The following is a 23483-nucleotide window of genomic DNA, read 5'->3' on the forward strand; positions in this document are numbered from 1 at the left end:
GCCGCCGCACCGGCAACTATCACCGGCCCAAGCGCTACAACCGCCGCCTGCGCTGGCTGTTCTACATGTCCGCGCAGTCCGCGATGATGCGCCCGGGCCCCTCGCGGGACTACTACCTCAAGAAGCGCGGCGAGGGACTGAACCACACCCAGGCGCTGCTGTCGCTGGCCCGCCGCCGGGTCGACGTGCTTTGGGCGATGCTGCGAGACAACAGGCTGTTCACCTCCGCTCCGCCGGTCACGCAGACGGCTTGACACGGTCATTGAGATTCTCCAGGTCGGGGGGAGCCCCGGACGGGCTCCGCTCCCCCAGGGCGGCTATCCGCTGCGGGGGCCCGGAAACGCCGGAGCGGGCCGGTGGGGGCCGGAGCAGTCCGTTCGGCCCTGTCGGATGCGGCCACCCCCGCCCGGTCCGCGCGTTCCGTCGCCGTTCTCGACCTGCGCCCGGGCGACGGGGACGGCATCACCATTGCCGAGAACTGCGCTCCTACCGCCCCCGCGCGACCGGCCCGGCCGCCCTCGCCGGGGAGGCGCTCCAGTGGCCCTGCTTCGTCTACCTGGCCGCAGCCAGGAAGCAGAGCGGCGCGCCGATGCCGCTCGGCCGCACGTCCACCTTCCTCCGCGTCAACCCCAACACGACCTGGAGGCCGCAGTACTGACGGAACGCCAGAATCAGGGAGGTGGGCGGCTTCCTCATCAGGCTGCGGATCGTCCGCTTCCTGCACAGCCCCGATGTCCGGCGCACTCGAGCACCGGGGGCAGCCACACGAGACGGCGCGCGGCGTCGCGGTCCGTCAGGCAGAGGGCGGTGCCGTCACGGCCTGGACGCGGGCCTCCTGGGCGACCCTGGCCGCGAGCGGGTTGATGTCGGCCCGGCGCTCCCGCTGCATGGCGGTCAGCCGGGTCACCACCAGGATCGCGGCGATCGCGGCGACGAGCCGCAGCGCCGAGCCGCCGGCCTCCAGTCGGAGGCCCGTGCGCAGGGCCTCGAGGTCGATGGAGTCCGTCAGGTCGAAGCGGTTGCTCTTGACGGCGGCGACCCGACCGAGGACCAAGGAGCCCATCCAGGTCAGCCACCACACCGCGACGATGCCCTCCGACGGCGTGCTGCGCCTTCCCTCGGCGTCCAGCGGCGCGCTGGCCCGCCAGCAGTCCACCATCAGCTGCCAGGGGAACCAGAGAAAGACGACCGGGGTGAACCAGCCGCCGATGGTCCAGCCGCGCCCGAGGCGGTGCCCGTTCGGCAGCAGCAGGTCGGCGTTCCCGCGGGTGCGGTGGAACCAGACGATGAACAGCACCACGGTGGCCGGGCCCACGGGGAGGGCCACCGCGTTCAGGGTGTGCGCCGCGGATTCCAGGGCCGCCAGGTCATCGGGGTCGATGCCGCCCGTCCCGTCCAGCAGCCGTCCCGCGAGCACGTCCAGCCAGACGTCCAGGACGACCACCGCTGCCGCCGCCACGGCGCCCAGGCCCAGCAGGACGGAGAGCGCCGAGGCGAGGCCGTTCGCCGGCCTCAGCGCGGCCGCCCATCCGGGGGCCGCCTCCGCGCAGCCGAAACAGCGTCCGCTGTCGGTCCCCGCCGGACGCGCCCCGCACGCCACACACACCATCGGATCGTCAACTCCTGGATTCGCCGGGCGGCTCGACCGAGCACGCCGGTACGCCACCGCCCCGACCGGGACGGGCGCGCCGATCTAGGGGATCCGCGACACCGGCTGCCAGTGGGTTTTCCCAGCTCAGGGGCGGTATCGCCAGATACCCCGACAGATCGCACCGCTGCGGGTGGAGCCGGCTCGGAACCGATGATCCGGAGCCCGGCGCCCGGACGGGGAGCGAGCGGCGGACGGCGCTCGCGGCACGCCCCGGTTCCGCGCGCGCCGCGGCCCCGACGGCCGGGGCTCCGTCGGGGCCGGGGCGGGTCGCGGGGAGGTCAGGGGCACTGCTTCCAGGCGAGGTGGTAGGTGGTGTTGATGCTGCCGTCGGTGGAGTCCATCGCCATGAAGCTGGTGGTGTGGGCCTGGTCGGAACTGCCGCCGGAGACGCGCAGTTCGGTGTTGATGTTGAAGTTGCGCTCCTCGCCGCAGGGGGCGAAGACCAGGGCGGCGACGTCGACGGTGTCGGTGGCCTGCCAGTTGTCGTCCCTCGGGCCGTCGAAGCGGTGGCTCTGGTAGCTGGTCCGGGGGTCGCCCTGGAAGTAGTAGTTGGCCCGCTCGGTGCCGTACGCGCCCTGTTCCAGGTGGGCGAAGCCGCGGTAGTCGGCGGAGGCGATGGCGTAGGTGAAGCCCTGGGGGACGTGGACCTGCAGGTCGAGTTGGCAGTTCTTCCGGAAGTCGGTGGGCTTGGAGCCGACGCCCACCTGGGCGAGGTAGCTGCTGTACGTCACGGTGAAGGCGGTGTTGTCCGGCGAGACGGCGACGGCGGCGGTTCCGGCCGGACAGCCGGAGCCGTTGACGGTCGCGACGTCGATGACGATCCGGTCCGGCGGGGTCGGCAGCGAGTCGCCGCCGAAGGTCGAGGTGCCGACCAGTGCGGCGGTTGCGGTGGCGGCGACGGCCAAGGTGCGGAGCAGCATGGGCTTCCCCTTCGATCGTCCACGGAGGTACGGGGGCGGAGCGGCGCGCGGCGGCGCAGGGCGGCGCTATGGCGCTGCGGGCGAGGCCGAACGCGGCCCCCTCTGATTTGACGTGGCTATGTCAACACATCGCGCGGACGGTGCACAAGGGGTGACGCATGGTCACTATCGGCGGGCCCGGCGGCCCCCCGGGTGACCTGCGGGCGTGGGGCGCGGCTCGGATGGATCGTGCGCCCGCATAGTCGGAGGACTGATCACACCTTCCGATCGTGAGACGAGACGACCGTGCCCCTCCCCCGCCGCCGGACCGCCGTCACGGCCCTCGCCCTGCTGCTCGCCCTCCCCGGCTGCGGCGCCCCGGCACCGACGCCGAGCCCCGCCGCGACGCCCGCCGCGAACCCGACAGCCACGCCCGAGGCTCCGGGCCGAACCCCCACCGGCCCGAGGCCGTTCACCCTGGTCGCCACCGGCGACGTCCTGCCGCACACCGAGATCATCCAGCAGGCGAAGGAGGACGCCGGCGGGACCGGCTACGACTTCACCGCCATGCTGGCCGGCGTCAAACCGCTGATCAGCGGCGCCGACCTGGCCATCTGCCACATGGAGACCGTCTACGGCGCCGACGGCGGACCGTACACCGGCTACCCGGCCTTCAAGTCCCCGCCCCAGGTCGCCAAGGCGCTCCGGGACGCGGGCTACGCCTCCTGCGACACCGCGTCCAACCACACCCTGGACGACGGCCCGGCCGGCATCCGCCGCACGCTCGACGCGATGGACGCCGTCGGCCTCGCCCACACCGGCTCCGCCCGCACCGCCGAGGAGGCCGGGAAGCCCGCGCTGCTGCGGGCGGGCGGCGCGACGGTGGCCCAACTCGCCTACACCTACGGCACCAACGGCATCCCGCTGCCGAAGGGCGAGCCCTGGGCCGTCAACCTGATCGACCGGGACCGGATCCTCGCCGACGCCCGCGCCGCCCGGGCCGAGGGCGCCGACCTGGTGGTGGTCAGCATCCACTGGGGCACCGAGTGGCAGGACACCCCGAACGAGCAACAGCTCACCCTGGCGCGCGAGTTGGCCGCGGCCGGACAGGGACCGGGCCGCCCCGACGTGGACCTGATCCTGGGCACCCACGCCCACATCCCACAGGCCTACGAGAAGATCGGCGACACCTGGACGGTCTACGGCCTCGGCGACCAGCTCGCCGGGCACATGTTCACCTACGACGGCGCCGAGGACCCGCGCGGGAACTGGAGCTCGCTCGCCCGCTTCACCGTCAGCCCGCCCGCCGGGCCGGGGCAGCGCTGGACGGTGAGCCGGGCCGAGTTCGTCCCGCAGATCACCGACCTCGGCCCGCCCTACCGGGTGCTCGACCTGCGCGAGGCCGTCCGCCGTGACCCGGGCCGCGCCGACTGGGCCCGCGCCCTGGACCACATCCGCACGGTGGTGCTCAGCCGTGGCGCCGGCGCGGCGGGCCTCAGCATGGCGCCGTGACGACCGTCGAGCGCCGTAACGACCGTCGGGCGGCCGGCCCCGGGCGGCCCGACGTCCGGGCGGCCCGACTTCCGGGCGGCCCGACTTCCGGGCGTCCTGACGGCAGGCCTGCCCTCCGGGAACCCGCCCCGGGGGCAGGACCGGCGGACCGGCTACGGCTTGCGCCCCACGCCCCCGTACACCGAGACCTGGCCGTCGAGCCGCTGCGCGGAGTCGCCCAGTTCGGGGTGCCACTGGTTGATCAGGACCACGCCGGGTTCGTCCAGCTCCAGGCCGGTGAAGAAACGTTCCACCTCGGCATGCGACCGCGTGTGGACCTCTATCCCGGCCTCCGCGTAGCGCCGGGCCCCCGCCTTGGCCGCCTCCGGCGCGTTGTCGGCCGTGCCCGCGCTCAGAGCGAGAAAGCTGCCGGCGGGCAGGGCGTCCACGAGCTTACGGACGGGCGGGTGCGCGGCCTCGTCGGAGAGGAAGTGCACGATGTTGATCAGCGTCAGCGCGACCGGCTGGGTCAGGTCCAGGGTGGCGGCCACCGCAGGGTCGGCCAGGAACTTCTCCGGCTCGCGCAGGTCGCCCTCGACGTAGGCGGTGCGCCCCTCCGGGGTGCTGCTGAGCAGCGCGCGCGAATGGGCCAGCACGATCGGGTCGTTGTCGACGTACACCACCCGGCAGGACGGGTCGACCGCCTGGACGATCTCGTGCAGGTTCGGCGCGGTCGGAATGCCGGTGCCGACGTCCAGGAACTGGCGGACGCCGTGCTCCTCGGCCAGTCGGCGCACCATCCGGTGCATCACCGCGCGCGCGGCGGCCGCGGCGGTCCGGGCCTCCGGGAGGTCGGCGAGCACCCGGTCGCCGACCTCGCGGTCCGCCGGGAAGTTGGTCTTCCCGCCGAGCAGGTAGTCGTAGACCCGCGCGGAGTGCGCCCGGTCCGTCCGCAGGTCCACCTGCGGCGGCTGCTCGAAGTCCACTTCGGTCAGCCAGCTCTCCGGCCCGTTCCCGTCCATCGTCGCCCTCCCCGTCCGGCGTCTGGTCCGGACCACTCAACCACAGGACGTGAACGTCCGTCAGGCGGTTCCCGGTGTCCGCTGAACCCCGGGTTCCGCCTCCCGGAGCGCGGCGGTGAACGAGGGCACCCGCATCGCCGTCAGCAGGCCCAGCGCCGGCCCCGCCGTGCAGACCGTGACGTAGAACGGGATCAGCCCGAGGTTGCCGTGGGAGTCCAGCCACGCGGCGAGCAGCGGGAAGGTGCCGCCGAAGGCCGCGATGGTGGCCGCGTTGACCACGCCGAGGCCCACCGCGCGCACCTCCGTCGGGAACAGCAGGCCGGTGAACACGTTGAGCGTGCCGAGCACCATCGCCACCATCATCCCGAGCAGCACGGCCACGAGCTGGAAGGGCAGCCAGCCCCCGCGCAGCCCGGCCAGCAGGAACCCGACCAGCGGGACGGGCAGTGCGAACCCGATCCGGGCGACCGGCAGCAGGCCGAAGCGGTCGGCGGCCGCGCCGGTGAGCAGCATGGTGACCAGCACCACGGCCAGCACGACCGTCATGAAGGAGGCCGCCCGCTCCTTGTCGATCACGTGGTAGGCGGCGGCGTACTGCGGCAGGTAGGTCAGCGCGAAGTAGTAACCGACCGTGCCGCCCAGGGTGTTGAGGAAGACGGTGAGCACCGCCCAGCGGTGGTCCCGGAGCGTGCGCAGGAACGGCGGGCGCCCGCCCGGCCCGGCGGCGGCCCGGGCCCGGGCCCGCTGGAACTCGGCACTCTCCGGCGCGGCCCGCCGCACCCACACCGCGGCCAGCCCCAGCAGCGCGGCGGCCACGAAGCCCCAGCGCCAACCGCCGTTCTCCAGACCGGACTTGCCGATGGTGTGGATCAGCAGGGTGAGCACCCCGAAGGAGAGCAGCGAGCCCAGGATGATCCCGCCGTAGGAGACCGAGCTGAACGCGAACCGGTGCCGGGGCGGCGCCGTCTCGGTCACGTACGCGGCCACGCTCGGCGCCTCCCCGCCGAAGGCGAGCCCCTGCACCACCCGCACCACCACGGCCAGCACCGCCGCCCAGACGCCGATCGTCCGCTGCCCCGGCAGGACGGCGAGGCCCAGGCTGGCGACGGCGATCACGGCCATGCCGAGGCTGAGCGCGAAGCGCCGCCCCCGGGTGTCGCTGAGCCGGCCGATCAGGTACGAGCCCACCGGGCGGGCGCCGAAGCCGACCGCGAAGGTGGCGTACGCGGCGAGCGTGCCACTGACCCCGCCCTTGCCGTGGCCGAAGAGGTCGGCGGCGAAGTAGGGCGCGAGCACGGCGTACACGTTCCAGTCGAAGGACTCGACCACCGACCCCACCGTCGCCGCCGCCAACTCCCGTCGCCGGCCCCCGTCGTGCACCCCGTCGCGGGCGGGGGCGGTATCGATGCGATCTGTCATGGCGTCAGCATGACACCGTTCGACCTGCGGCGGAATCGGGTTCGGGCCCGGCTCCGGCGGGAGCCGGGCGGCCCGTCCGCAGGTGGTTCGCGGGCGGTGCGCGGGCGGTGCGCAGCCGGCGCGCGGGCGGCGCGCGGGCGATCCGTAGCCGGCGCCCGGGCGGTGCGGCGACGAACCGCGGCCGGTGCGGCCGCGAGCCGCGGTACCCCCGTAACCGCGCCTCGCCGCCGGACCGGCCGGTCGGCAGCCGTGGTCGGGCCGCCGGACGGGCCCGACACCGTCGGGCCAAGCCTTCATCCTCGTCCCGGGTCGCGCACGACGACCACGACGTTGACCTGACGTTGACCTGACACTTGGCCCCGGGGGGACTACGCTCATGCGCGATCCGGGTCGGCCGGGCGGGGCGGCGACACGGTTCGCAGGGATCCGGAGGGAACGGATGGGGGCTGCTGCTTTCGCCGCGCTGCTGCGCGAGCGACGTCTGTCGGTGGGGTGGAGCCAGGACGAACTGGCGGACCGCTCGGGGGTGTCGACCCGGTCGATCAGCGCACTGGAGGCCGGTGGCCGCCGACCCCGGATGTCCTCGGTGGTCCGGCTCGCCGAGGCCCTCGGGGTCGACCCGGACACCCGGGCCCGCTGGCTGGCCGCCGCCCGGGAGACCGACGCACCGGCGGCCGGGCCGGCCCCGGCGAGCACTCCGCCACTCCCCGCCCCGCCACCACCGCCGCCCTCACCGGGCAGCTCGGGACCGCAGCAACTCCCCATGGCGATCCGGCACTTCACCGGCCGGGCCCGCGAACTCCGGGCCCTCGACGCCCTGCTTGCCGACGTGACCCCCGGCTGCGGCGCGGTCGTGATCTCGGCGATCGCCGGCACCGCCGGAGTGGGCAAGACCACCCTCGCCGTGCACTTCGCCCACCGGGTGGCCGACCACTTCCCCGACGGCCAACTCTTCGCCAACCTACGCGGGTTCGACCCGGCCCGGGCCCCGGTCGACGCCGCCGACGTGGCCCGCGGCTTCCTGGAGGCCCTGGGCGTGCCGGCCCTGCGCATCCCCGCCGATCCGGACGGACAGCTCGCGCTCCTGCGCAGCCGGCTGGCGGGCACCCGGACGCTGATCCTCCTGGACAACGTCCGGGAGGCCGAGCAGGTCCGCCCGCTGCTGCCGGGCTCCACCACCTGCCTGGTCGTGGTCACCAGCCGCAACCGGCTGCCCGGACTGGTCGCCCTGGACGGCGCGGTGCCACTCGCCCTGGACGTGCTCTCCCGCGAGGAGGCCCGCGAACTGTTCGCCCGCCGCCTCGGTGCGACCGCCGTCGCCGAGCAGCCCGACGCGGCCGACGAGTTGATCGAGCTGTGCGCCCGGCTGCCGCTCGCCCTGAACATCGCCGCCGCCCGGGCCGCCGACCACCCCGGCATCCCGCTCGGTGTGTGGGCGCGCGAACTGCGCGACTCCCGGGCCCGCCTGGACCTGCTGTCGGCGGGCGACAGCCACGCCGACGTCCGGCTGGTGCTCTCCTGGTCCTACCGCGCGCTGGCCCCGCAGGCCGCCCGGCTGTTCCGGCTGCTCGGCCTGCACCCGGGCCCCACCATCAGCGTGCCGGCGGCTGCGAGCCTCTCGGGCCGCCCGCTGACCGAGACCCGCGCCCTGCTGGAGGACCTCCACCGGGCCCACCTGATCACCGCGCCCGAGCCCGGCCGGTACACCTTCCACGACCTGCTGCGCGCGTACGCCGCCGAACAGGCGGCCGCCCTCGAACCGCCGCAGGGACGGGCGGGGGCGACCCGGCGGATGCTCGACCACTACCTCCACACCGCCCACCGCGCGGCCTGCCTCGCCTACGCCGACGACGTGGCCTGGCATCCGTTCGACCTCGCCCGCCCCGCCGCCGGGGTGACACCCGAGCAGCTCGCCGACCGGCAGCAGGCACTCGCCTGGTACCGGGAGGAACAGCCGGTGCTGGAGCGGGTCGTCGACGCCTCGCACGCGGCCGGGGCCGACCTGCACACCTGGCAGCTGGTCGGCGCCCAGGTGCCCTACCTGCTCAAGTCGGGCCTGTGGCAGCAGTGGCAGCGCGCCGGCGAGACCGCGCTGGCCGCCGCCGAACGGGCCGGCGACCCCGGCCGCCGGGCCCACGCCCACCGCTGGCTCGGCCAGGTGCACCGCTCCCAGGACCGCCAGCCCGAGGCCCAGCGCGAACTGCGGCTGGCCCTCGCCCTGTTCGAGGAGACCGGCGACCGGCCGCGCGAGGGCCGGACCAGGCTCGACCTCGCCATCGCCCACGGCGAGGTACGGGCCGACGCCGAGGCGGTGGCCGAGTCCCGCCGGGCCCTGGCACTGTTCGAGGAGATCGGCGACCCCTCCGGGCAGGCCCTCGCCCTCAACAGCATCGGCTGGTACCTGGCCCAGCAGGGCGAACTGCGCGCCGCGCTCACCCACTGCCGGCGCGCCCTGGACCTCGCCCGCGAGGTCGGCAACCTGCCCGGCCAGGCCTCCATCTGGGACAGCATCGGCTACGTCCACCACCAACTCGGCGAGTACCACGAGGCGCTGCCCGCCTACCACGAGTCCCTGGACCTGCGGCGGGCGGTCGGCGACTACTTCCTCCAGGCCGACATCCACACCCACCTCGGCGACACCCACCTCGCCCTCGGCGACCCGGAATCCGCCCGAGCCGACTGGATCCTCGGCCTGGCCATCCTCGACGACCTCCAGCACCGCGACGCCGAAGCCGTCCGGGCCCGCCTCCACCGCCTCGACGCCGCTCCGGGAGCAACCCGATAACGGGCGGCATCACGCGGGGGCGGGAGACACCCCTGCCGTTCCACGCGGCAGGAGGGCGATCGAGCAGGCGCACTTCGAGTTCGAGAACCTGGAGCTGGTACCAAGCCCCGCGGATCCCGTGCCGAGCTGATCCCATGGCCTGCTAGGCGGAGCGGAGGGCGGGGTCGAGCTCGGTCAGCATGGCGTGGAGTCGGCGGGCCCCGTCGGCGAGGCGGGGGTCCGGGCCGCGGGAGAGGTCGTGGCAGAGCAGGAGCGCCTCCTCCCGGTCGGAGGCGAAGATGCCGAGCGCGTCGACCACCGCCGAGTGGATCCAGTCCTCGTGGTTCGGGTCGGCGTCGGCCAGGGCCGTGGCGACCGCCGTCAGCCCGGCACGGTCCTTGCGGCGCAGCAGGGCTCGTGCGGTCACTCTGGTGACGTAGGTGTCGTCGGGGTCGAGGACCAGGGCCAGCAGCGGCCCTCGGGCTTCCGGCAGGTCGGCGAAGGCCGCCAGGCCGTGGCCGGCGGCGGCCCGGTCCCGGAAATCGGGGCTGTGCGCGAGCGCGCCGAGCGCCGTGACGGCGGCGCGTCGCAGCTGCTGGTCCACCTGCCGGCCCTCCCCCCCTTGGACGGTGTCGGGGCACGGTATCACCGGGGCGGCCGGCAGGTGGTCCCTCTCACGGGCGGCGCAGGAAGACGTCCTGGGGCCGGTGCGGCGGGCAGGCCGCCGCACCGGCCCCGGGGGCTCACGCCGAGGTGCCCGTGCGGCTGCGGCGGGCGAGCAGTACGCCGGCCGCCGTGCCGAGGACGCCGACCACGATGCCGGCGATGCCGAGGCCGCGGGCGGTGGAGTCGCTGCTGTCGGCCTTCGCCGCCGCCGTCTCCGCACCGGCCTTCGCCGTCGCACTGCCCGTCGGCGCCGGGGTCGCGGCACCGGCGGTGTCCCCGTCGGCGGCCGCGGCCGTCAGGTGCAGCACCGGGGCCGGGTTCTTCGGCTCCGGCTGGCCGGCCTGGGGTTCCTCGATCCAGCGCACCACGTTGCCGTCGCTGTACGTCTGGAGGGCCTTGAAGACGACCTGGTCGGTGCCCTCGGGCAGCGCGCCGAGCTCGACGGTGAAGTCCTGGTAGTGGCCGGGGGTGATCTGGCCGCCGGTCCAGATCACCTGGGAGACCACGTCGGTGACGTCCCCGTCGTCGGTGTGGATCGGGGTGGCGAGCTTGGTCGTGGTGATCTTGTCGGTCCAGCCGGGCACCGGCGTGACCAGGGCGGACGGGACGGGGTGGTCGGTCGGGAAGTCGATCTCCACCTGGACGGTGCTCTTGGTGTCGTCCTCGTTCGGCACCCGGAAGGCGAAGGTCCGGTCGGTGGCGTTCTTCGGGACGCTGGACGGGGCCACGATGACGTGCGCGGAGGCCGTCGTGGCGGCGGCCAGTACGGTCGCGGCCGCCAGGGCGGCAGCGGCGGTCAGGCGGGTCATGGGGGTCAGACGGGTCAGACGGGCCAGGCGGTTCGAGCGGGTCATGGGGGCAGTTCGCATGATGCGGTTGTTCTCCAGGGGAGGGCACGCGTGACCGCGCACGGGCGCGCGGCGGGCCGGTGTCCGAACCGGGCCGTCGTCGCCGCCGTACGGGAGCTCACGTGCGGTGGGTGATCCAGGGGGTCGGGAGGACGGCCGTGCCCGGGAGCGTCCCCGCTCCGGTCACGCCGTCGCGCACCCCGGCGGACCGCGCCTGATCACCGTGTGCCGCAGGAAGGCCGAGCACGCCCGGCCCGAGCGGTCGGCTCCCGACGCCCGGCGCACCGCGCTCCCGAGGACGTCGAGCCCGTCCCGCAGGGCCGTGAACAGGGCCAGCACACCTCGGAGTTGAGCCGCGCAGGCCCGCCCGGTGGCCTCGGCGACGCGGGCCGCGATCCGGACCAGGGCCCACACCGCCGCCTCGCCCCGGCGCAGCCACCAGCCGGCGGCGAGGGTCGCGGCCAGGTGTGCCAGGAGCATCGCGGGGCTCAGCCCGGCGAGCGTCGCATGGCACCAGAAGCCGAGGTGGGTCGCCGCGACGGCGGTGTGGTGGGCGGTGCCCGCGCCCGCGCCCGCCGTGACGTGCGTCATCGCGACGCCACGGCGATCGGCCATCCCCTGCATGCCGGGCATCCCTGACATGCCAGGCATGCCAGGCATGGAGGGCATACCAGCCATACCTGCCATGCCGGTCATGTTCGGCATTCCACTCATGTCCGGCATCCCGGCCGCCGCGGCAACCCCGCCGGTGCCGCCCTGCGCCCTCCCCGGCTGCCCGGCCCCGACCCCGGCGCCGGCCGCAGCCCCGGCCGCGTGGAACAGCAGGTGCAGTCCCACCTGGCCGCCCAGCAGACCGCCGACGATCGCCCGGGCCGAACACTCCCGCCGCGCACCGAGCACGGCGACCGCCGCGACCAGCACCCACCCGAGCAGAAGCACGCCGGGCGGCAGCCGGTCCCCCGAGGCCAGCACGTGCCCGGCGGCGGACAGCACGAGGCAGACCGTCGCGAAGGGCAGGGCCCGCAGTACGCGAAGGTCGAGAGCGGCGGCGCGCACCGGCAGCGGTGCGGGCCCGGCGTCGAGGTCGGTCATGGCGGCGCCATCATGGCACGGGATCCCTGTGCCCTGTCGGGGACTCCCCTGATTCGTCCCCGATCCGGCGCCCGGCGGCGTTTCGGCCCGCCCGGCCCGGGCTACCACAGCGGTACGACCCGTCCGGGAGACCGGGCCGCAGGCCTTCATCGCGGCACGCCGGAAGGGTAGTTGAGCTTAAGCGGATCTTCAGCAAGGCCCTGCCATCCTGACCGAGCCGCGGTTCGCCGCGGCCCCAGCCGCTGCTCGTCGCACCAGGCGGCATCCCCCGCGCCCCGGCCACGCCCGGGCACCGGATCGTGCCCGGACGGGCACTGGAAGCCACCCGCCCCTGCCCCGTCACCGCCAGAGGATCGGCCGACCGTGTCGCAACTCCCGCACCTCCACGAGGCATCGGCGCACCACGCCGAAGCGTCCCGCCCGTCCGTGCCCGCCGCCGGGCGCGTCGTCATCGTCTCCGCGAGCGTGGGCGCCGGGCACGACGGCGCCGCCGCCCAGCTCGCCCTGCGCCTGGCCGGGTCGGGCCACACCGTCGACCGCTGGGACTTCCTGGACCTGGTCCCCGCCGGGCTGGGGCCACTGGTCTCGGAGTGCTACCGGCGGCTGCTGACCGTCGCCCCCTCCGCCTACCAGCGGATCTACTCCAGCACCGAGTCCACCGGGCGCCCGGGCGCGCTGATCCGGCTGATCCAGCGCAGCACCCACCGCAAGCTGCTGCGATCGCTCCCGCCGGACACCTGCGCGGTGGTGGCCACCTACCCGATCGCCGGGCAGGTGCTCGGCACCCTGCGCGGCCAAGGTCGGCTGGCGGTGCCCGCCGCGGTCTACCTGACGGACTTCTCCGTGCACCCGCTCTGGGTGGCGCCCGGCGTCGACCTGCACCTGGCGGCCCATCCCGTCCCCGCCGAGCAGGCCCGCGCGCACGGGGCCGAGCGGGTCACGGTCGCGGGCCCGGTGGTCGACCCCCGGTTCACCCCGACCACGGAGGCCCTGCGTGCGGCTGCCCGGGCGCGGTTCGGACTGCCGCCGGGCGCGCCGCTGGCCCTGCTGGTGGCCGGCTCCTGGGGGGTGGGCGAGGTGGCGAGGGTGGCCGCGGAGGTGCGCGCCACCGGGGCGGCGGTGCCGGTCGTGGTGTGCGGGAAGAACCGGGCCCTGGCGGAGCGGCTACGGGCGGACGGCGTCGAGCACGCCTTCGGCTGGGTACGGGACATGCCCGGCCTGATGCACGCCTGCGACGTGCTGGTGCAGAACGCCGGGGGCCTGACCTCGCTGGAGGCGTTCGCCTGCGGCCTGCCGGTGGTCAGCTACCGCTGCATACCCGGGCACGGACTGACCAACGCGGCCGCCCTCGACCGGGCGGGCCTCGCCCCGTGGGTCCGCGACCCGGCGCAGCTCGCGGCCGTCCTCGCCGCCATGGCCGACGGGCCCACCGGGCGCCGGTACCGGGAGGCCGGACTGGCACTGCACCGCGACGCGTCCGGGCCGGCGGAGGCGATCGCGGCCATCGCGGCCGTCCCGGCCGGTGGCTCCCCGGCCGTACGGGCCGGCGGCGTATCCCCCGCCGTACCGGCCGATGCCGCGCCCCCGGCGCACGCCGCACCGCAGCCGCTGATCCCCGCGCAACGCCGCCGCCCCGACCGGGCAGCCACGCCCGCCCCCGGCCGCGAGTCCGCCCCCGCCTCCACCCCCACCCCGCGCCGCGTCGGCCGCCGCCCCGGCCTCCGCCCCGGACGACGCGTCGGCCTCGTGGTCGCCGCCCTCAGCGCAACCGCCTGGCTGTCCACGGCCGGCGCCCAACTCGCCGTCGCCTACGGCGGGTTCGACGCCGTCGACGCCAGCCGTACCGGCCGGGCCTTCCTCGTGGTGCACCCGCCGCACGGCGGGCACCTCGACGACGCCACCCTGCGCGCCCTGTCGGCCGTGCAGGCCGCCGTCTCGGTCGACACCGACGAGGCCGCCGCCGACCCGGCCGAGGTCCGCCGCTTCGCGGCCGCCGGGCTCACCCTGGTCAACGCCGGCTACGGCCCGCCCTACCAGAGCGGGATCGTCACCCGCCGCAACTCCGTCGACGCCGGGGCCGACGCCCTGCGCTCCGCCACCGGCGCGGGCAGCTCCTTCTTCCTCTCCAGCCGGGACGTGGACGCCCTCGACCTCGGCCTGGCCGCCTACCACCGCGAGCACCTGGTCGTGCCCGACCTCCGGATCGCCTGCGGCAGCGCCGTCACTCCGCAGCTGAGACCCGGCCAGATCGTCCTGGTCGAGTGCGGCAGCGCCGATCCGGCCGGGCTCACCACGACCATGAACCGCCTGCTCACCTCCCACCGCCCGCCGCACCTCGGCGCGCTGACCACCCTTTCCTGAGGCCCCCATGAAGCCCCGCGTGCTCCCGCTCCTCGGCGCCGCCGCTGCCACCGCCACCGTCGCCGCCACCGCCCTCCACGCGGCTCCCGTGCTCTCCACCTACGGGCCGCTGCGTAACCGCCTGCTGCCCCGGCTCGCCGGGACCGGGCGCCCCGACCACGTGGCCCTCACCTTCGACGACGGCCCGGACCCGTCCTCCACGCCCGCCTTCCTGGCCCTGCTCCAGGAGCGCCGGGTGCACGCCACCTTCTTCCTGCTCGGCTCGATGGCCGTCCGGGCGCCCGCGCTGGTGCGGGAGATCGCCGACGCCGGGCACGAGCTAGCCGTGCACGGCTGGGCGCACCGCCCGCTGCTGCTGCGCGGCCCGCGCGCCGCCTTCGAGGACCTGCGCCGGGCCCGCGACACCGTCGCCGACCTCACCGGCACCACGCCGCACTGGTTCCGGCCCCCGTACGGCGTCATGAGCGCGGGCGCCCACCTCGCGGCCCGCCGGCTCGGCCTGACCCCGGTGCTGTGGACGAGCTGGGGCGAGGACTGGACCGGCCGCGCCACCCCGGACACCGTCCACCGCACCGTCACCGCGGACCTGTACGGCGGCGGCACCGTCCTGCTGCACGACTCGGACTGCACCTCCGCCCCCGGGGCCTGGCGCTCCGCCCTCGGCGCCCTCCCCCGACTGCTCGACCACTGCGCCGCCCAGGGCTGGCAGGTCGGCCCGCTCCGCGAGCACGGGCTCGGGGCGGGGCCCCGAGGCGGCGCGGCCTGAACCGAACCCGAGGACGGAACCCGACCCGACGCGTCAGCCCAAAACGGCCAGTCAGCCCGAAACGGACTGCGGCCCGGCCGCGATGCGGGCCGCCCTGGCACACACCCGCCGCAGCAGCGCGTTCAGCTCCGTGCGCTGGCCCTTCGTCAGCGGGGCCAGCAGGTCCTCCTGGACGGTGGCGGCGTCGCCGTGCAGCCCCTCCAGCGCGGCCTCGCCCGCAGCGGTGAGAGTCACCACCTCGTGGCGGCCGTTGACCTGGACGACCATCGACTGCACCAGCGCGGCCGACAGCAGTTCGTCGAGCGCCCGGGACACCTCCGGCTCCGGCAGGCGCAGCCGGGCCGCGAGGTCGGGCCGGGCGTGCGCGCCCTGCCGGGACAGCGCCGAGAGCACCGCCAGGTGGGTCTGGCCCATCCCCCGGGCCCGCCACCGGTCCGCCAGCAGGCCGTCCGCCGCCCGGCCGGCCGCGGACAGCAGGTAGACCGTCTGCTCGAAGGGACTCGACGATCCCTTCCGCCCGTCGTACACGTGCCGTCCAATCGCTGGGGGAGGGCTGCACCACCTCCGGTCCGGGCCCCGGAATGCCGACGCCCACGCCCGCGCCGGGCCGAGTCGTACCGGCGGTGAGCGGTACGGAACGCGCGGCGGGCGCGGGGACCACGGGCACGCGGTGCTGCGGACAGGCGGGAGCAGCCACACCCTACCCAGGCTCGACGGCTTCGGTCTACATCGATGTCGTCGAACCGTGAGGTCACCGGCCCTGCACCGCGCACCCGGGCCGGGTCGCGGCCAGACCGCCGGTCGACGTACGTCCGGGCGTCGGACCGTGTCGCTCGTATAGAGACCTTCCGCGCTGCCACATACTCGCGATCGCTGTTCGAGAGTGCGCGCGCTGCACCCGGCAGCCCACCCGACCACCCGCCCCGAGCCCGCCGGAGGACCCGTGACCACACCCCCGAACACCCCCGTCCCCGATCCGGTCGTCGCGAATCCGACGTACCTCGCGGACATCCGCACCTACTTCCGCCCCGAGGACGTGGCCCACATGGCCGCCAAGGGCATCGACCTCGGCACCTACGACGCGGTGAAGCGGAACGCCCTCACGATCTTCGCCCACACCGCGCCCCCCAACGCGGACATGCCCCCGGACGCAGCGGGCAAGTGGAGCGCCAACCGCTCGCAGACCTTCAAGAACTGGATCGTCAACGGCTTCCCGCTCGGCACCTCGACACCGGTCACGACACCCGGCGGGGCGGCCCCGGCCCGGCTGCGCAAGAACGTCATCACCCTCACCGACGCCGAATTCGCCCTCCTGACAACGGCGTTCAACGGCGTCATGGCCCGCTCCACCACCGCCCCGGACGGCTACTTCACGCTGGCCGGGCAGCACGGACTCCCGAAGGCCTGGTGCCTGCACCACGAGCCCCGCTTCAACCCCTGGCACCGCGTCTACCTGCGCGAGTTCGAGGACGCGCTGCGCTCCGTCCCGGGCTGTCAGGACGTGACGCTCCCCTACTGGGACATCTCCACCCCGCTGCCGGACCGCCTGCAGCACCCGCCGTTCGACCGGTACGTCCTGCCCGCCGACCCCGGCGCCATGGCGACGCCGCCGGTCCCCGACACCTTCCCCTACACGACCCAGCGCTACTCCGTCGCCGACATCACGGCGAACCTTGAGCGCTTCGGGGTCCTGGCCGACATCGCCACGTCGATGACCCAGTCCCTCTGGGGCGCGTCCGACATCAACGGCTACCAGAAGTTCTCGATCCAGTCCCACGACAGCGGCCACGGCTCGGTCGGGCCGACGATGGGCGTCCAGGAGCTCTCCGCCTTCGACCCGGTCTTCTGGTTCTACCACTGCAACATCGACCGGCTGTGGCTGAGCTGGCAGACGCGCAACCAAGCGACCACCCTGGCCGGGTTCCGGACCACCCTGGCCGGCGGGGACGTCAGTTGGCTCACCGACCCGGACCTCAACCCGCTGCCGCCGTTCACCGCGACCGCCGACCAGACCATCGACACCGACATCGGGTACGACCAACTGGACCTGCCCACCCACGCGGAGACCGTCATGGAGAACCTCTCCGGCAGCATCGACGCCGCCCGCACCTTCTCCTTCCGCAGCGCCGACCCGGTCTCGGTGCGGGTGAAGGGCATCGACCGGCTGAACATCCCGGGGTCGTTCATCATCAGCCTGCTCGCCGACGGCGAGCCGGTCGCGGAGCGGTTCTTCTTCCAGCCCAACAACCCGCGCCAGTGCGCGACGTGCGTCAAGCACGGCACCGTCAACATCGACTTCCGGCTGACGAGGGAAGAGGTCCTCGACCGCGCCCTGACCGTCCGGATCGACGTCCCGGGCCACTCTGAGGAGATCGGCACCGCCTTCCCGCTCGCCCAGGCCGGCAACCCCACCGTCAACGCCCGCCTCCTGGTCGGCGAGGCGTAACGGCCGCCATACCCGTCACTCTCCCCCGTTCGCCCGGGAGCCACGGAAACACCGGCCACCGGCCTCCCGGGCGAAGCGAGTTCAGACGACCGGACTCAGCCAACCAGGCTCGGACGACCGGGCTCAGACGAAGGCGATGACGAGCAGGACGGCCGCCACCAGCAGCGCGACGGTCAACGCCGACGTCCCGGTGCGGCTGCCGGGGCCGCCCGAGGTCACGGCGGCCCAGGAGACGGCGGGGACCGCCACGGTGAGCGCGATCGCCAGCCACGTCACGGTCCCCATCGGGACCCCGGCGACCTCGGCCCCGAAGACGGTCGTGAACATCACCAGAAGCCAGGCCGTCGCCGTCAGCAGTGCCCAGGCCGCGCGGGCGGTCCACCGCTCGACCGGGTCGGCCGCGCGAAAGTTGCTTCGGGTCATCGTCAGGATCCGGGTCCAGTTCGCCACCGGAGCATTCTGCCGAACCTGACTCGCGAGTACCAGGGGCGGACCTCGGCAGCCTCAGCAGCATCAGCGGGCTCAGCGGGCGAACTTCTGCTTCGCCGCCGGGGTGACGGGGGTGAAGAAGTTGACCAGGTTGCCGTCGGGGTCGCGGAACAGCAGCGAGCGGTTGCCCCAGGGCATCGTGGTGGGACCGGCGACGACCTCGGTGAGGACGGCGCTCAGGTTGCGGTGGACGCGGTCCACGTCGTCGACGAGGAACTCGGTGATCACGCTGTGGTTGTCCGCCGGGCGGGCCGAGCCGGGGGCGAACAGCGGGACGGTCCGGGTGCCGGCGATCGCGAGGGTGGCGCCGCCGATCCCCAGTTCGGCGAAGTCCTCGGTGGCCCACACCGCCCGCACCCCGGTGGCCTGCTCGTAGAAGGCGACGAGGCGGGCGACGTCGGCGGTGATGATGCGGATCGAGACGAAGTGCACGGGGATCTCCTTGGCTGAACCTGAAACGGGACTCGGGAACCTGCACCTCGCAGGCTAGGCGGGATACTGGACAGAATCGGTCCGCTATTCCGCCTAGGCTGCGAACATGCCCCGACCCACCGCCCGCGTGCTGACCCTGCTGGAACTGCTGCAGTCCGGCGGCACCCGGACCGTCGCCGAACTCGCCGACCGGCTCGGCGTCCAGGGGCGCACCGTGCGGCGGTACGTCGACCAGCTGGGCGAGCTGGGCGTTCCCGTGGAGTCGGTGCGCGGCCGTTACGGCGGGTACCGGCTCGCCCCCGGGTACCGGCTGCCCCCGCTGATGCTCGGCGAGGACGAGGCGCTGGCCGTCCTGCTCGGCCTGCTCGCCGGCCGCCGCGCGGGCCTGAGCACGGCGGAGCGCACGGCGGGCGAGACGGCGGCGGCGAAGATCCGACGGGTCCTGCCCCAGCACCTGGCCCGCCGGCTCGACTCGCTCCTGGACGCCCTCGCCTTCACGGACCGGCCCGGCGAGTTCGACACCCCGGACGCCGAGGTCCTGCTCACCCTCGCCGACGCCGTCCGCCACCGCCGACCGGTCTCCCTCCACCACACCGGCCGCGACGGGCGCCGCACCGAGCGCACGCTGCACGCGTACGGGATCGTCGCCCACGCGGGCCGGTGGTACGTCACGGGCCGGGACGCCCGGCTCGACGAGGACCGGACCTTCCGGCTCGACCGGATCGCGGACGCCCGCACCCTGCCCGGCTCCTTCGACGTGCCCGACGGCCCGGATCCGGCGGAGCGGGTGCTGTCGGCGTTCGCCACCGCCGAGTACCGGCACGAGGTGACCGTGCGGATCCACGGGACGGTCGGGCAGATCCGCGCCGGGCTCCCGGCGAGCGTCGCACGCCTGGCGGACGGCGCTCCCGAGGACGTCGTTCCCGAGGGCAATGCTCCCGAAAGCAATGCTCCCGAAGGCGACGCGACCGTCGAACGCTGGCGGGTGGTCGAGCTGCGGGTGGAGCGGCTCGACTGGCTGCCCGCCGTACTCGCCTCACTGGACCGGCCGTTCGTCATCGAGCGGCCCGACGAACTGCGGGCCCGCGTCGCCGCTCTGGCCGATCGCCTCGCCTCGTACGCCCGTGACCACACCCCCTGACCCGCCTGAGCCGCGTCGCCGCACCACCCGGGCGGGCGGTACGGCGACGCGGCCTTCGAGCGGTGGGGGTCAGTAGCTGGTGAGGCCGAGCTGCTGGACGCCGTTGGTCTGGTCGGTCCAACTGCCGGCCAGGCCACCGTCCTTGACCAGGGCGTGACCGTCGGTGGACAGCACACCGACCCGGCCGGAGGCGCGGTCCAGCTGGAGATCGGCCACGTTGTTGGTCTCCGGCGTCCACCCCGCCAGCAGGCCGCCCTCCTTCACCGAGGCCGTCCCGTCGTTGAACACCACACCGACCCAGTCGCCGGACAGCCGAAGCTGCTTGACACCGTTCGTCTGGTCCACCCAACTGCCGGCCAGACCACCGTCCTTGACGATGGCGTGCCCGTCCTTGGTCAGCACACCCACCCGGCCGGAGGCGCGGTCCAGCTGGAGATCGGCCACGTTGTTGGTCTCCGGCGTCCACCCCGCCAGCAGACCGCCCTCCTTCACCGAAGCCGTCCCGTCGTTGAACACCACACCGACCCAGTCACCCGACAGCCGAAGCTGCTTCACGCCGTTCGTCTCGTCCACCCAACTACCGGCCAGACCACCGTCCTTGACCACCGCATGCCCGTCCGTGGTCACCACACCCACCCGACCCGCACCCTGGTCCAACTCGAAGTCGGCAACCCCACCCCGCTCATCCACCCACGGTGCGTTCAGATCCCCCTCCTTCACATACAGCTCACCACCGGTCGTCAGCACACCGATCCAACTGCCACTCACCTTGAATCGCGCCAACCCCCCACCCCACTCCGGACTCCACCCCGCCGTCAGCGCCCCCTGCTTCACCGTCAACGCACCGTTCTGCAACACCCCGATGCGGGAGTTCCGGGCACCCGTCAGGCCGGCGGGACTGATGTAGGCGCTGATCCGCATGTTGACGGCGGCGGGGACCGAACCGACCGGGACTTCGGCGGCGCCGAGGGTGAGGTTCTGGACGGTCGCGGTGCGGGCGAAGGCGGCCTCGTCCGAGCCCTGGCCTCCCCAGTCGCCGTTGGTGGTGAGGACGGATCCGTCGGCGTTGACCTTGGTGACGAGCCCGACGTGGTCGGCGCGCCCGGCGCCGTTGTAGTTGTAGAGCACCGCATCGCCGAGCTGGGGCCGGTAGTCCGGCCCCGTGTGGAGGGTGCCTCTGGCCTGCCCGTAGGCGTAGAAGGTGCCCGAGGAGGCGGTGAGCCCGGCGACGTCCAGTCCCGCGTTCTGCCAGACCCAGATGGCGAAGTCGGAGCACCAGTACTCGGGCTTGCAGCTGGAACCGAAGGACGTGCCACCGAGGCTGTTCGGTGCGCTGTTGACCACCGAACAGGAACCGGCGCCCTTGCCGGCGTTGTTCAGGGCCAGGGTGGCGAGGTCGCTTCCGGTGGCGGCGGAGGCTGAGGGCGCGGCAAGGGTGACGCAGGCGCCGAGCAGCGCGGTCGACAGCGGGACGGACAGCAGGCGCAGGGTCCGGGACATGGTGATGAGCTTCCTCTCGTTGATGATCCGTCGGGTGCGGTGGTTCTGCGGCACGTGTTTCAGAAGCTGGTGAGGCCGAGCTGCTGGACGCCGTTGGTCTGGTCGGTCCAACTACCGGCCAGGCCACCGTCCTTGACCAGGGCGTGACCGTCGGTGGACAGCACACCCACCCGGCCGGAGGCACGGTCCAGCTGGAGATCGGCCACGTTGTTGGTCTCCGGCGTCCACCCCGCCAGCAGACCGCCCTCCTTCACCGAAGCCGTCCCGTCGTTGAACACCACACCGACCCAGTCACCCGACAGCCGAAGCTGCTTCACGCCGTTCGTCTCGTCCACCCAACTACCGGCCAGACCACCGTCCTTGACCAGGGCGTGACCGTCCTTGGTCAGCACACCGACCCGGCCGGAGGCACGGTCCAGCTGGAGATCGGCCACGTTGTTGGTCTCCGGCGTCCACCCCGCCAGCAGACCACCCTCCTTCACCGAAGCCGTCCCGTCGTTGAACACCACACCGACCCAGTCACCGGACAGCCGAAGCTGCTTGACACCGTTCGTCTCGTCCACCCAACTGCCCGCCAGGCCACCGTCCTTGACCACCGCATGCCCGTCCGTGGTCACCACACCCACCCGACCCGCACCCTGGTCCAGGTCGAAGTCGGCAACCCCACCCCGCTCATCCACCCACGGCGCGTTCAGATCCCCCTCCTTCACATACAACTCACCACCGGTCGTCAGCACACCGATCCAACTGCCACTCACCTTGAACCTCGCCAACCCCCCACCCCACTCCGGACTCCACCCGGCCGTCAGCGCCCCCTGCTTCACCGTCAACGCACCGTTCTGCAACACCCCGAGCCGTGCGGTGGGGGCCCAGAGCGCGTCGACGATCAGCTGGGCGTCGCCGGCCTGCGGCTGGTAGCGATCGGGGAAGGCGGAGCCCTGGACGCCCTGGCAGACGACGCCCACCGGCTGGCTCTCCCAGGCGCCGTTGGGGAAGTTGGCCAGCATGTGGGTGAGGAAGGAGTTGGTGGCGAAGACCGGGTCCTCGATCTGGGCCGGCGTTCCCCAGCCCGCGCTCGGGCGCTGCTGGAACAGGCCCAGGCTGTCCGCGTCGCCGTACGTCAGGTTGTTGATGCTGCCTTCGACGATCGCGGTGGTGACGGCGATGACCGCGGCGTGGTTGTCGAGGCCCCGGTTCCGGACGGTGTTGACGATCGTCCGGGCGCAGGAGACGTTGTAGCCGTTCAGCGCACCGCGCATCTTGCCCTGCAAGCGGGGGTTGAGGGTGGTGGCGATCGCCTGGTCGGTCGCCGTGCCGTCGGACGCGGCCGGGTCGCAGGCGACCGTGCCCGAGGGCACGGCGGCGGCCAGGGGCGCGGTGGCGGCGGCGAGGGCGAGGCTGAGGGCGACGGCGGTCAGGCCGGTGGAAACGCCCTGGTGGATCCGGGTCATGGGGTCTTCTCCTCCACGAAACGCGGTTCGGTTGTCGGTTGACTGGTTGCCCGGCGGTATCGGCCCGGCCGGGCTTTGCTGATCCGACGTTCCGACAGCGGTCTGCAAGTTCGGTGCAGAGCGGCCGCTGATCACCTGGAGGCGGTTGCGGGTCGCCGGGCCTGCAAGGCGACCGGGAATCCTCCAGCGGACTTGCAGGGAACTTGAATCGCCGGTCGCCACGATGGGGGTTTCCGTCGAACCGAGGACCGCGCCATGCCTGACGACCGCTTCCCCCGCACGCCCGCCCCGGCCGATCCCCCGCCTGCTCCCCCGCCCGCTCTCCCGCTCACCGACCTGACCGACCTGACCGACCTGACCGACGGCACCCTGGTGCGCGACTCCACCGGGCAGTTGGCCGTCGCGGTGGGCGGCGTCCTGGTCCGCTTCGCCGACCTGGCCGAGCTGACGGCCTGCGGCTACGACGAGCGCCGGCTGCTGGCGGTGCCCGGGCGTTTCGACCCGGAACAGGCGCTGCCCGCCGACGGCACCCTGGTGCAGGGCCGGGACGGGCAGGTGACCACCGCCGTCGCGATGATGGTCGGCCGGGCGCGCCTGGACTTCGCCAGCGAGGCCGAGTTGGAGGCGGCCCCGGCCCGGGGCGTGGTCAACGGCGTGCCGCTGCCGCTCTTCCGGGGCCTGCCGGTGGTGCCCGCGGACGGCACGCTCTGTCGGGCCACGGTGGACCGCGCGGGCCGGTACGATCCGCGGCCGGTGGCCCTGCTGCTCGGCGGCGCGCTGATCGCCTTCGACGGCCCGGAGGAGGTCGCCGCGTGCGGCTACCAGGACTCCACGGTCTGGACCATACCGAGCCGGGTCTACGACGGCTTCCCCACGGAGCTGCCGGAGGGCGTGCGTCTCACCTCACCGGGCTCGGGAACGGTCAGCACCGTGACGGCAGCCGGGGACACGCCCGGGGAAGCAGTCGGGACGACGACCGCCCGGGCCTGGGTCGTCCCCGAGCGGGTGCTCCGGGCCGTCGTCCCGCGCGCCGAGGCCTGACGGC

19 protein-coding genes and 1 pseudogene are annotated in these 23483 nt (G+C 74.0%); 8 read left to right on the top strand and 12 right to left on the bottom strand.

Annotated features, from left to right (window positions below; all coding sequences use genetic code 11):
* Positions 1 to 254, top strand: a pseudogene (locus tag AB0F71_RS38130) (IS110 family transposase); the annotation flags it as partial.
* Between the two features lie 539 nt (positions 255 to 793).
* On the opposite strand, the gene AB0F71_RS38135 reads toward AB0F71_RS38130, so the two are convergent.
* Entirely contained in the window at positions 794 to 1609 is an 816-nt protein-coding gene (locus AB0F71_RS38135) for a DUF4328 domain-containing protein (protein WP_360245321.1), read from the bottom strand.
* A 320-nt stretch (positions 1610 to 1929) separates the two neighbouring features.
* The gene (locus AB0F71_RS38140; RefSeq protein ID WP_360245324.1) at positions 1930 to 2571 is read right to left on the bottom strand and encodes a DUF4360 domain-containing protein; all 642 of its coding nucleotides are present in this window, start codon (positions 2569 to 2571) and stop codon (positions 1930 to 1932) included.
* A 285-nt stretch (positions 2572 to 2856) separates the two neighbouring features.
* On the opposite strand from AB0F71_RS38140, the gene AB0F71_RS38145 reads away from it, so the two are divergent.
* Complete coding sequence (locus AB0F71_RS38145; protein WP_360245327.1) at positions 2857 to 4062, top strand: CapA family protein; 1206 nt, start codon at positions 2857 to 2859, stop codon at positions 4060 to 4062.
* Between the two features lie 152 nt (positions 4063 to 4214).
* Here AB0F71_RS38145 and AB0F71_RS38150 read toward each other — a convergent pair whose 3' ends face one another.
* Together AB0F71_RS38150 and AB0F71_RS38155 are read right to left on the bottom strand one after the other, a co-directional pair.
* Positions 4215 to 5063 (bottom strand): SAM-dependent methyltransferase, encoded by an 849-nt coding sequence (locus tag AB0F71_RS38150; RefSeq protein ID WP_360245330.1) that lies wholly within the window; start codon positions 5061 to 5063, stop codon positions 4215 to 4217.
* A 60-nt stretch (positions 5064 to 5123) separates the two neighbouring features.
* Positions 5124 to 6482 (bottom strand): MFS transporter, encoded by a 1359-nt coding sequence (locus AB0F71_RS38155; RefSeq protein ID WP_360245333.1) that lies wholly within the window; start codon positions 6480 to 6482, stop codon positions 5124 to 5126.
* 439 nt (positions 6483 to 6921) lie between these two features.
* On the opposite strand from AB0F71_RS38155, the gene AB0F71_RS38160 reads away from it, so the two are divergent.
* Positions 6922 to 9267 carry a tetratricopeptide repeat protein gene (locus tag AB0F71_RS38160; protein ID WP_360245336.1) on the top strand — a complete coding sequence of 782 codons (2346 nt, stop codon included), beginning with the start codon at positions 6922 to 6924 and terminating at the stop codon, positions 9265 to 9267.
* A 142-nt stretch (positions 9268 to 9409) separates the two neighbouring features.
* Here AB0F71_RS38160 and AB0F71_RS38165 read toward each other — a convergent pair whose 3' ends face one another.
* From AB0F71_RS38165 to AB0F71_RS38175, 3 genes are all read right to left on the bottom strand, one after another.
* The gene (locus tag AB0F71_RS38165; RefSeq protein ID WP_360245339.1) at positions 9410 to 9850 is read right to left on the bottom strand and encodes a hypothetical protein; all 441 of its coding nucleotides are present in this window, start codon (positions 9848 to 9850) and stop codon (positions 9410 to 9412) included.
* A gap of 139 nt (positions 9851 to 9989) precedes the next feature.
* Entirely contained in the window at positions 9990 to 10766 is a 777-nt protein-coding gene (locus AB0F71_RS38170) for a YcnI family protein (protein ID WP_360245342.1), read from the bottom strand.
* 177 nt (positions 10767 to 10943) lie between these two features.
* Positions 10944 to 11852 (bottom strand): hypothetical protein, encoded by a 909-nt coding sequence (locus AB0F71_RS38175; RefSeq protein WP_360245345.1) that lies wholly within the window; start codon positions 11850 to 11852, stop codon positions 10944 to 10946.
* 363 nt (positions 11853 to 12215) lie between these two features.
* On the opposite strand from AB0F71_RS38175, the gene AB0F71_RS38180 reads away from it, so the two are divergent.
* Both AB0F71_RS38180 and AB0F71_RS38185 read left to right on the top strand, forming a co-directional pair.
* Positions 12216 to 14213 carry a glycosyltransferase gene (locus AB0F71_RS38180; RefSeq protein WP_360245348.1) on the top strand — a complete coding sequence of 666 codons (1998 nt, stop codon included), beginning with the start codon at positions 12216 to 12218 and terminating at the stop codon, positions 14211 to 14213.
* A gap of 7 nt (positions 14214 to 14220) precedes the next feature.
* Positions 14221 to 14979 (top strand): polysaccharide deacetylase family protein, encoded by a 759-nt coding sequence (locus AB0F71_RS38185; protein WP_360245351.1) that lies wholly within the window; start codon positions 14221 to 14223, stop codon positions 14977 to 14979.
* Positions 14980 to 15030: 51 nt separating this feature from the next.
* On the opposite strand, the gene AB0F71_RS38190 is transcribed toward AB0F71_RS38185, so the two are convergent.
* Positions 15031 to 15507: a MarR family winged helix-turn-helix transcriptional regulator gene (locus AB0F71_RS38190; protein ID WP_360245354.1), complete on the bottom strand. Its 477-nt coding sequence runs from the start codon at positions 15505 to 15507 to the stop codon at positions 15031 to 15033.
* A gap of 415 nt (positions 15508 to 15922) precedes the next feature.
* Here AB0F71_RS38190 and AB0F71_RS38195 point away from each other — a divergent pair, with 415 nt between their 5' ends.
* Positions 15923 to 17425 (top strand): tyrosinase family protein, encoded by a 1503-nt coding sequence (locus tag AB0F71_RS38195; protein ID WP_360245357.1) that lies wholly within the window; start codon positions 15923 to 15925, stop codon positions 17423 to 17425.
* Positions 17426 to 17548: 123 nt separating this feature from the next.
* On the opposite strand, the gene AB0F71_RS38200 is transcribed toward AB0F71_RS38195, so the two are convergent.
* Positions 17549 to 17875: a hypothetical protein gene (locus tag AB0F71_RS38200; protein WP_360245360.1), complete on the bottom strand. Its 327-nt coding sequence runs from the start codon at positions 17873 to 17875 to the stop codon at positions 17549 to 17551.
* 72 nt (positions 17876 to 17947) lie between these two features.
* Positions 17948 to 18346, bottom strand: a complete 399-nt coding sequence (locus tag AB0F71_RS38205) for a VOC family protein (RefSeq protein ID WP_360245363.1) — start codon at positions 18344 to 18346, stop codon at positions 17948 to 17950.
* Positions 18347 to 18452: 106 nt separating this feature from the next.
* Here AB0F71_RS38205 and AB0F71_RS38210 point away from each other — a divergent pair, with 106 nt between their 5' ends.
* A complete protein-coding gene (locus AB0F71_RS38210) occupies positions 18453 to 19487 on the top strand; it encodes a WYL domain-containing protein (protein WP_360245366.1) in 1035 nt (344 codons plus the stop codon).
* Positions 19488 to 19556: 69 nt separating this feature from the next.
* Here AB0F71_RS38210 and AB0F71_RS38215 read toward each other — a convergent pair whose 3' ends face one another.
* Positions 19557 to 21041 (bottom strand): CHAP domain-containing protein, encoded by a 1485-nt coding sequence (locus AB0F71_RS38215; RefSeq protein WP_360245369.1) that lies wholly within the window; start codon positions 21039 to 21041, stop codon positions 19557 to 19559.
* 5 nt (positions 21042 to 21046) lie between these two features.
* Entirely contained in the window at positions 21047 to 22438 is a 1392-nt protein-coding gene (locus AB0F71_RS38220) for a hypothetical protein (RefSeq protein ID WP_360245372.1), read from the bottom strand.
* Between the two features lie 255 nt (positions 22439 to 22693).
* Between AB0F71_RS38220 and AB0F71_RS38225 the strand changes: the two genes are divergently transcribed.
* Positions 22694 to 23479 carry a hypothetical protein gene (locus AB0F71_RS38225; protein ID WP_360245375.1) on the top strand — a complete coding sequence of 262 codons (786 nt, stop codon included), beginning with the start codon at positions 22694 to 22696 and terminating at the stop codon, positions 23477 to 23479.
* The last annotated feature ends 4 nt before the right edge of the window (positions 23480 to 23483 follow it).

Origin of the sequence: Kitasatospora sp. NPDC028055, from assembly GCF_040637885.1 — a bacterium.
Classification (GTDB): domain Bacteria; phylum Actinomycetota; class Actinomycetes; order Streptomycetales; family Streptomycetaceae; genus Kitasatospora.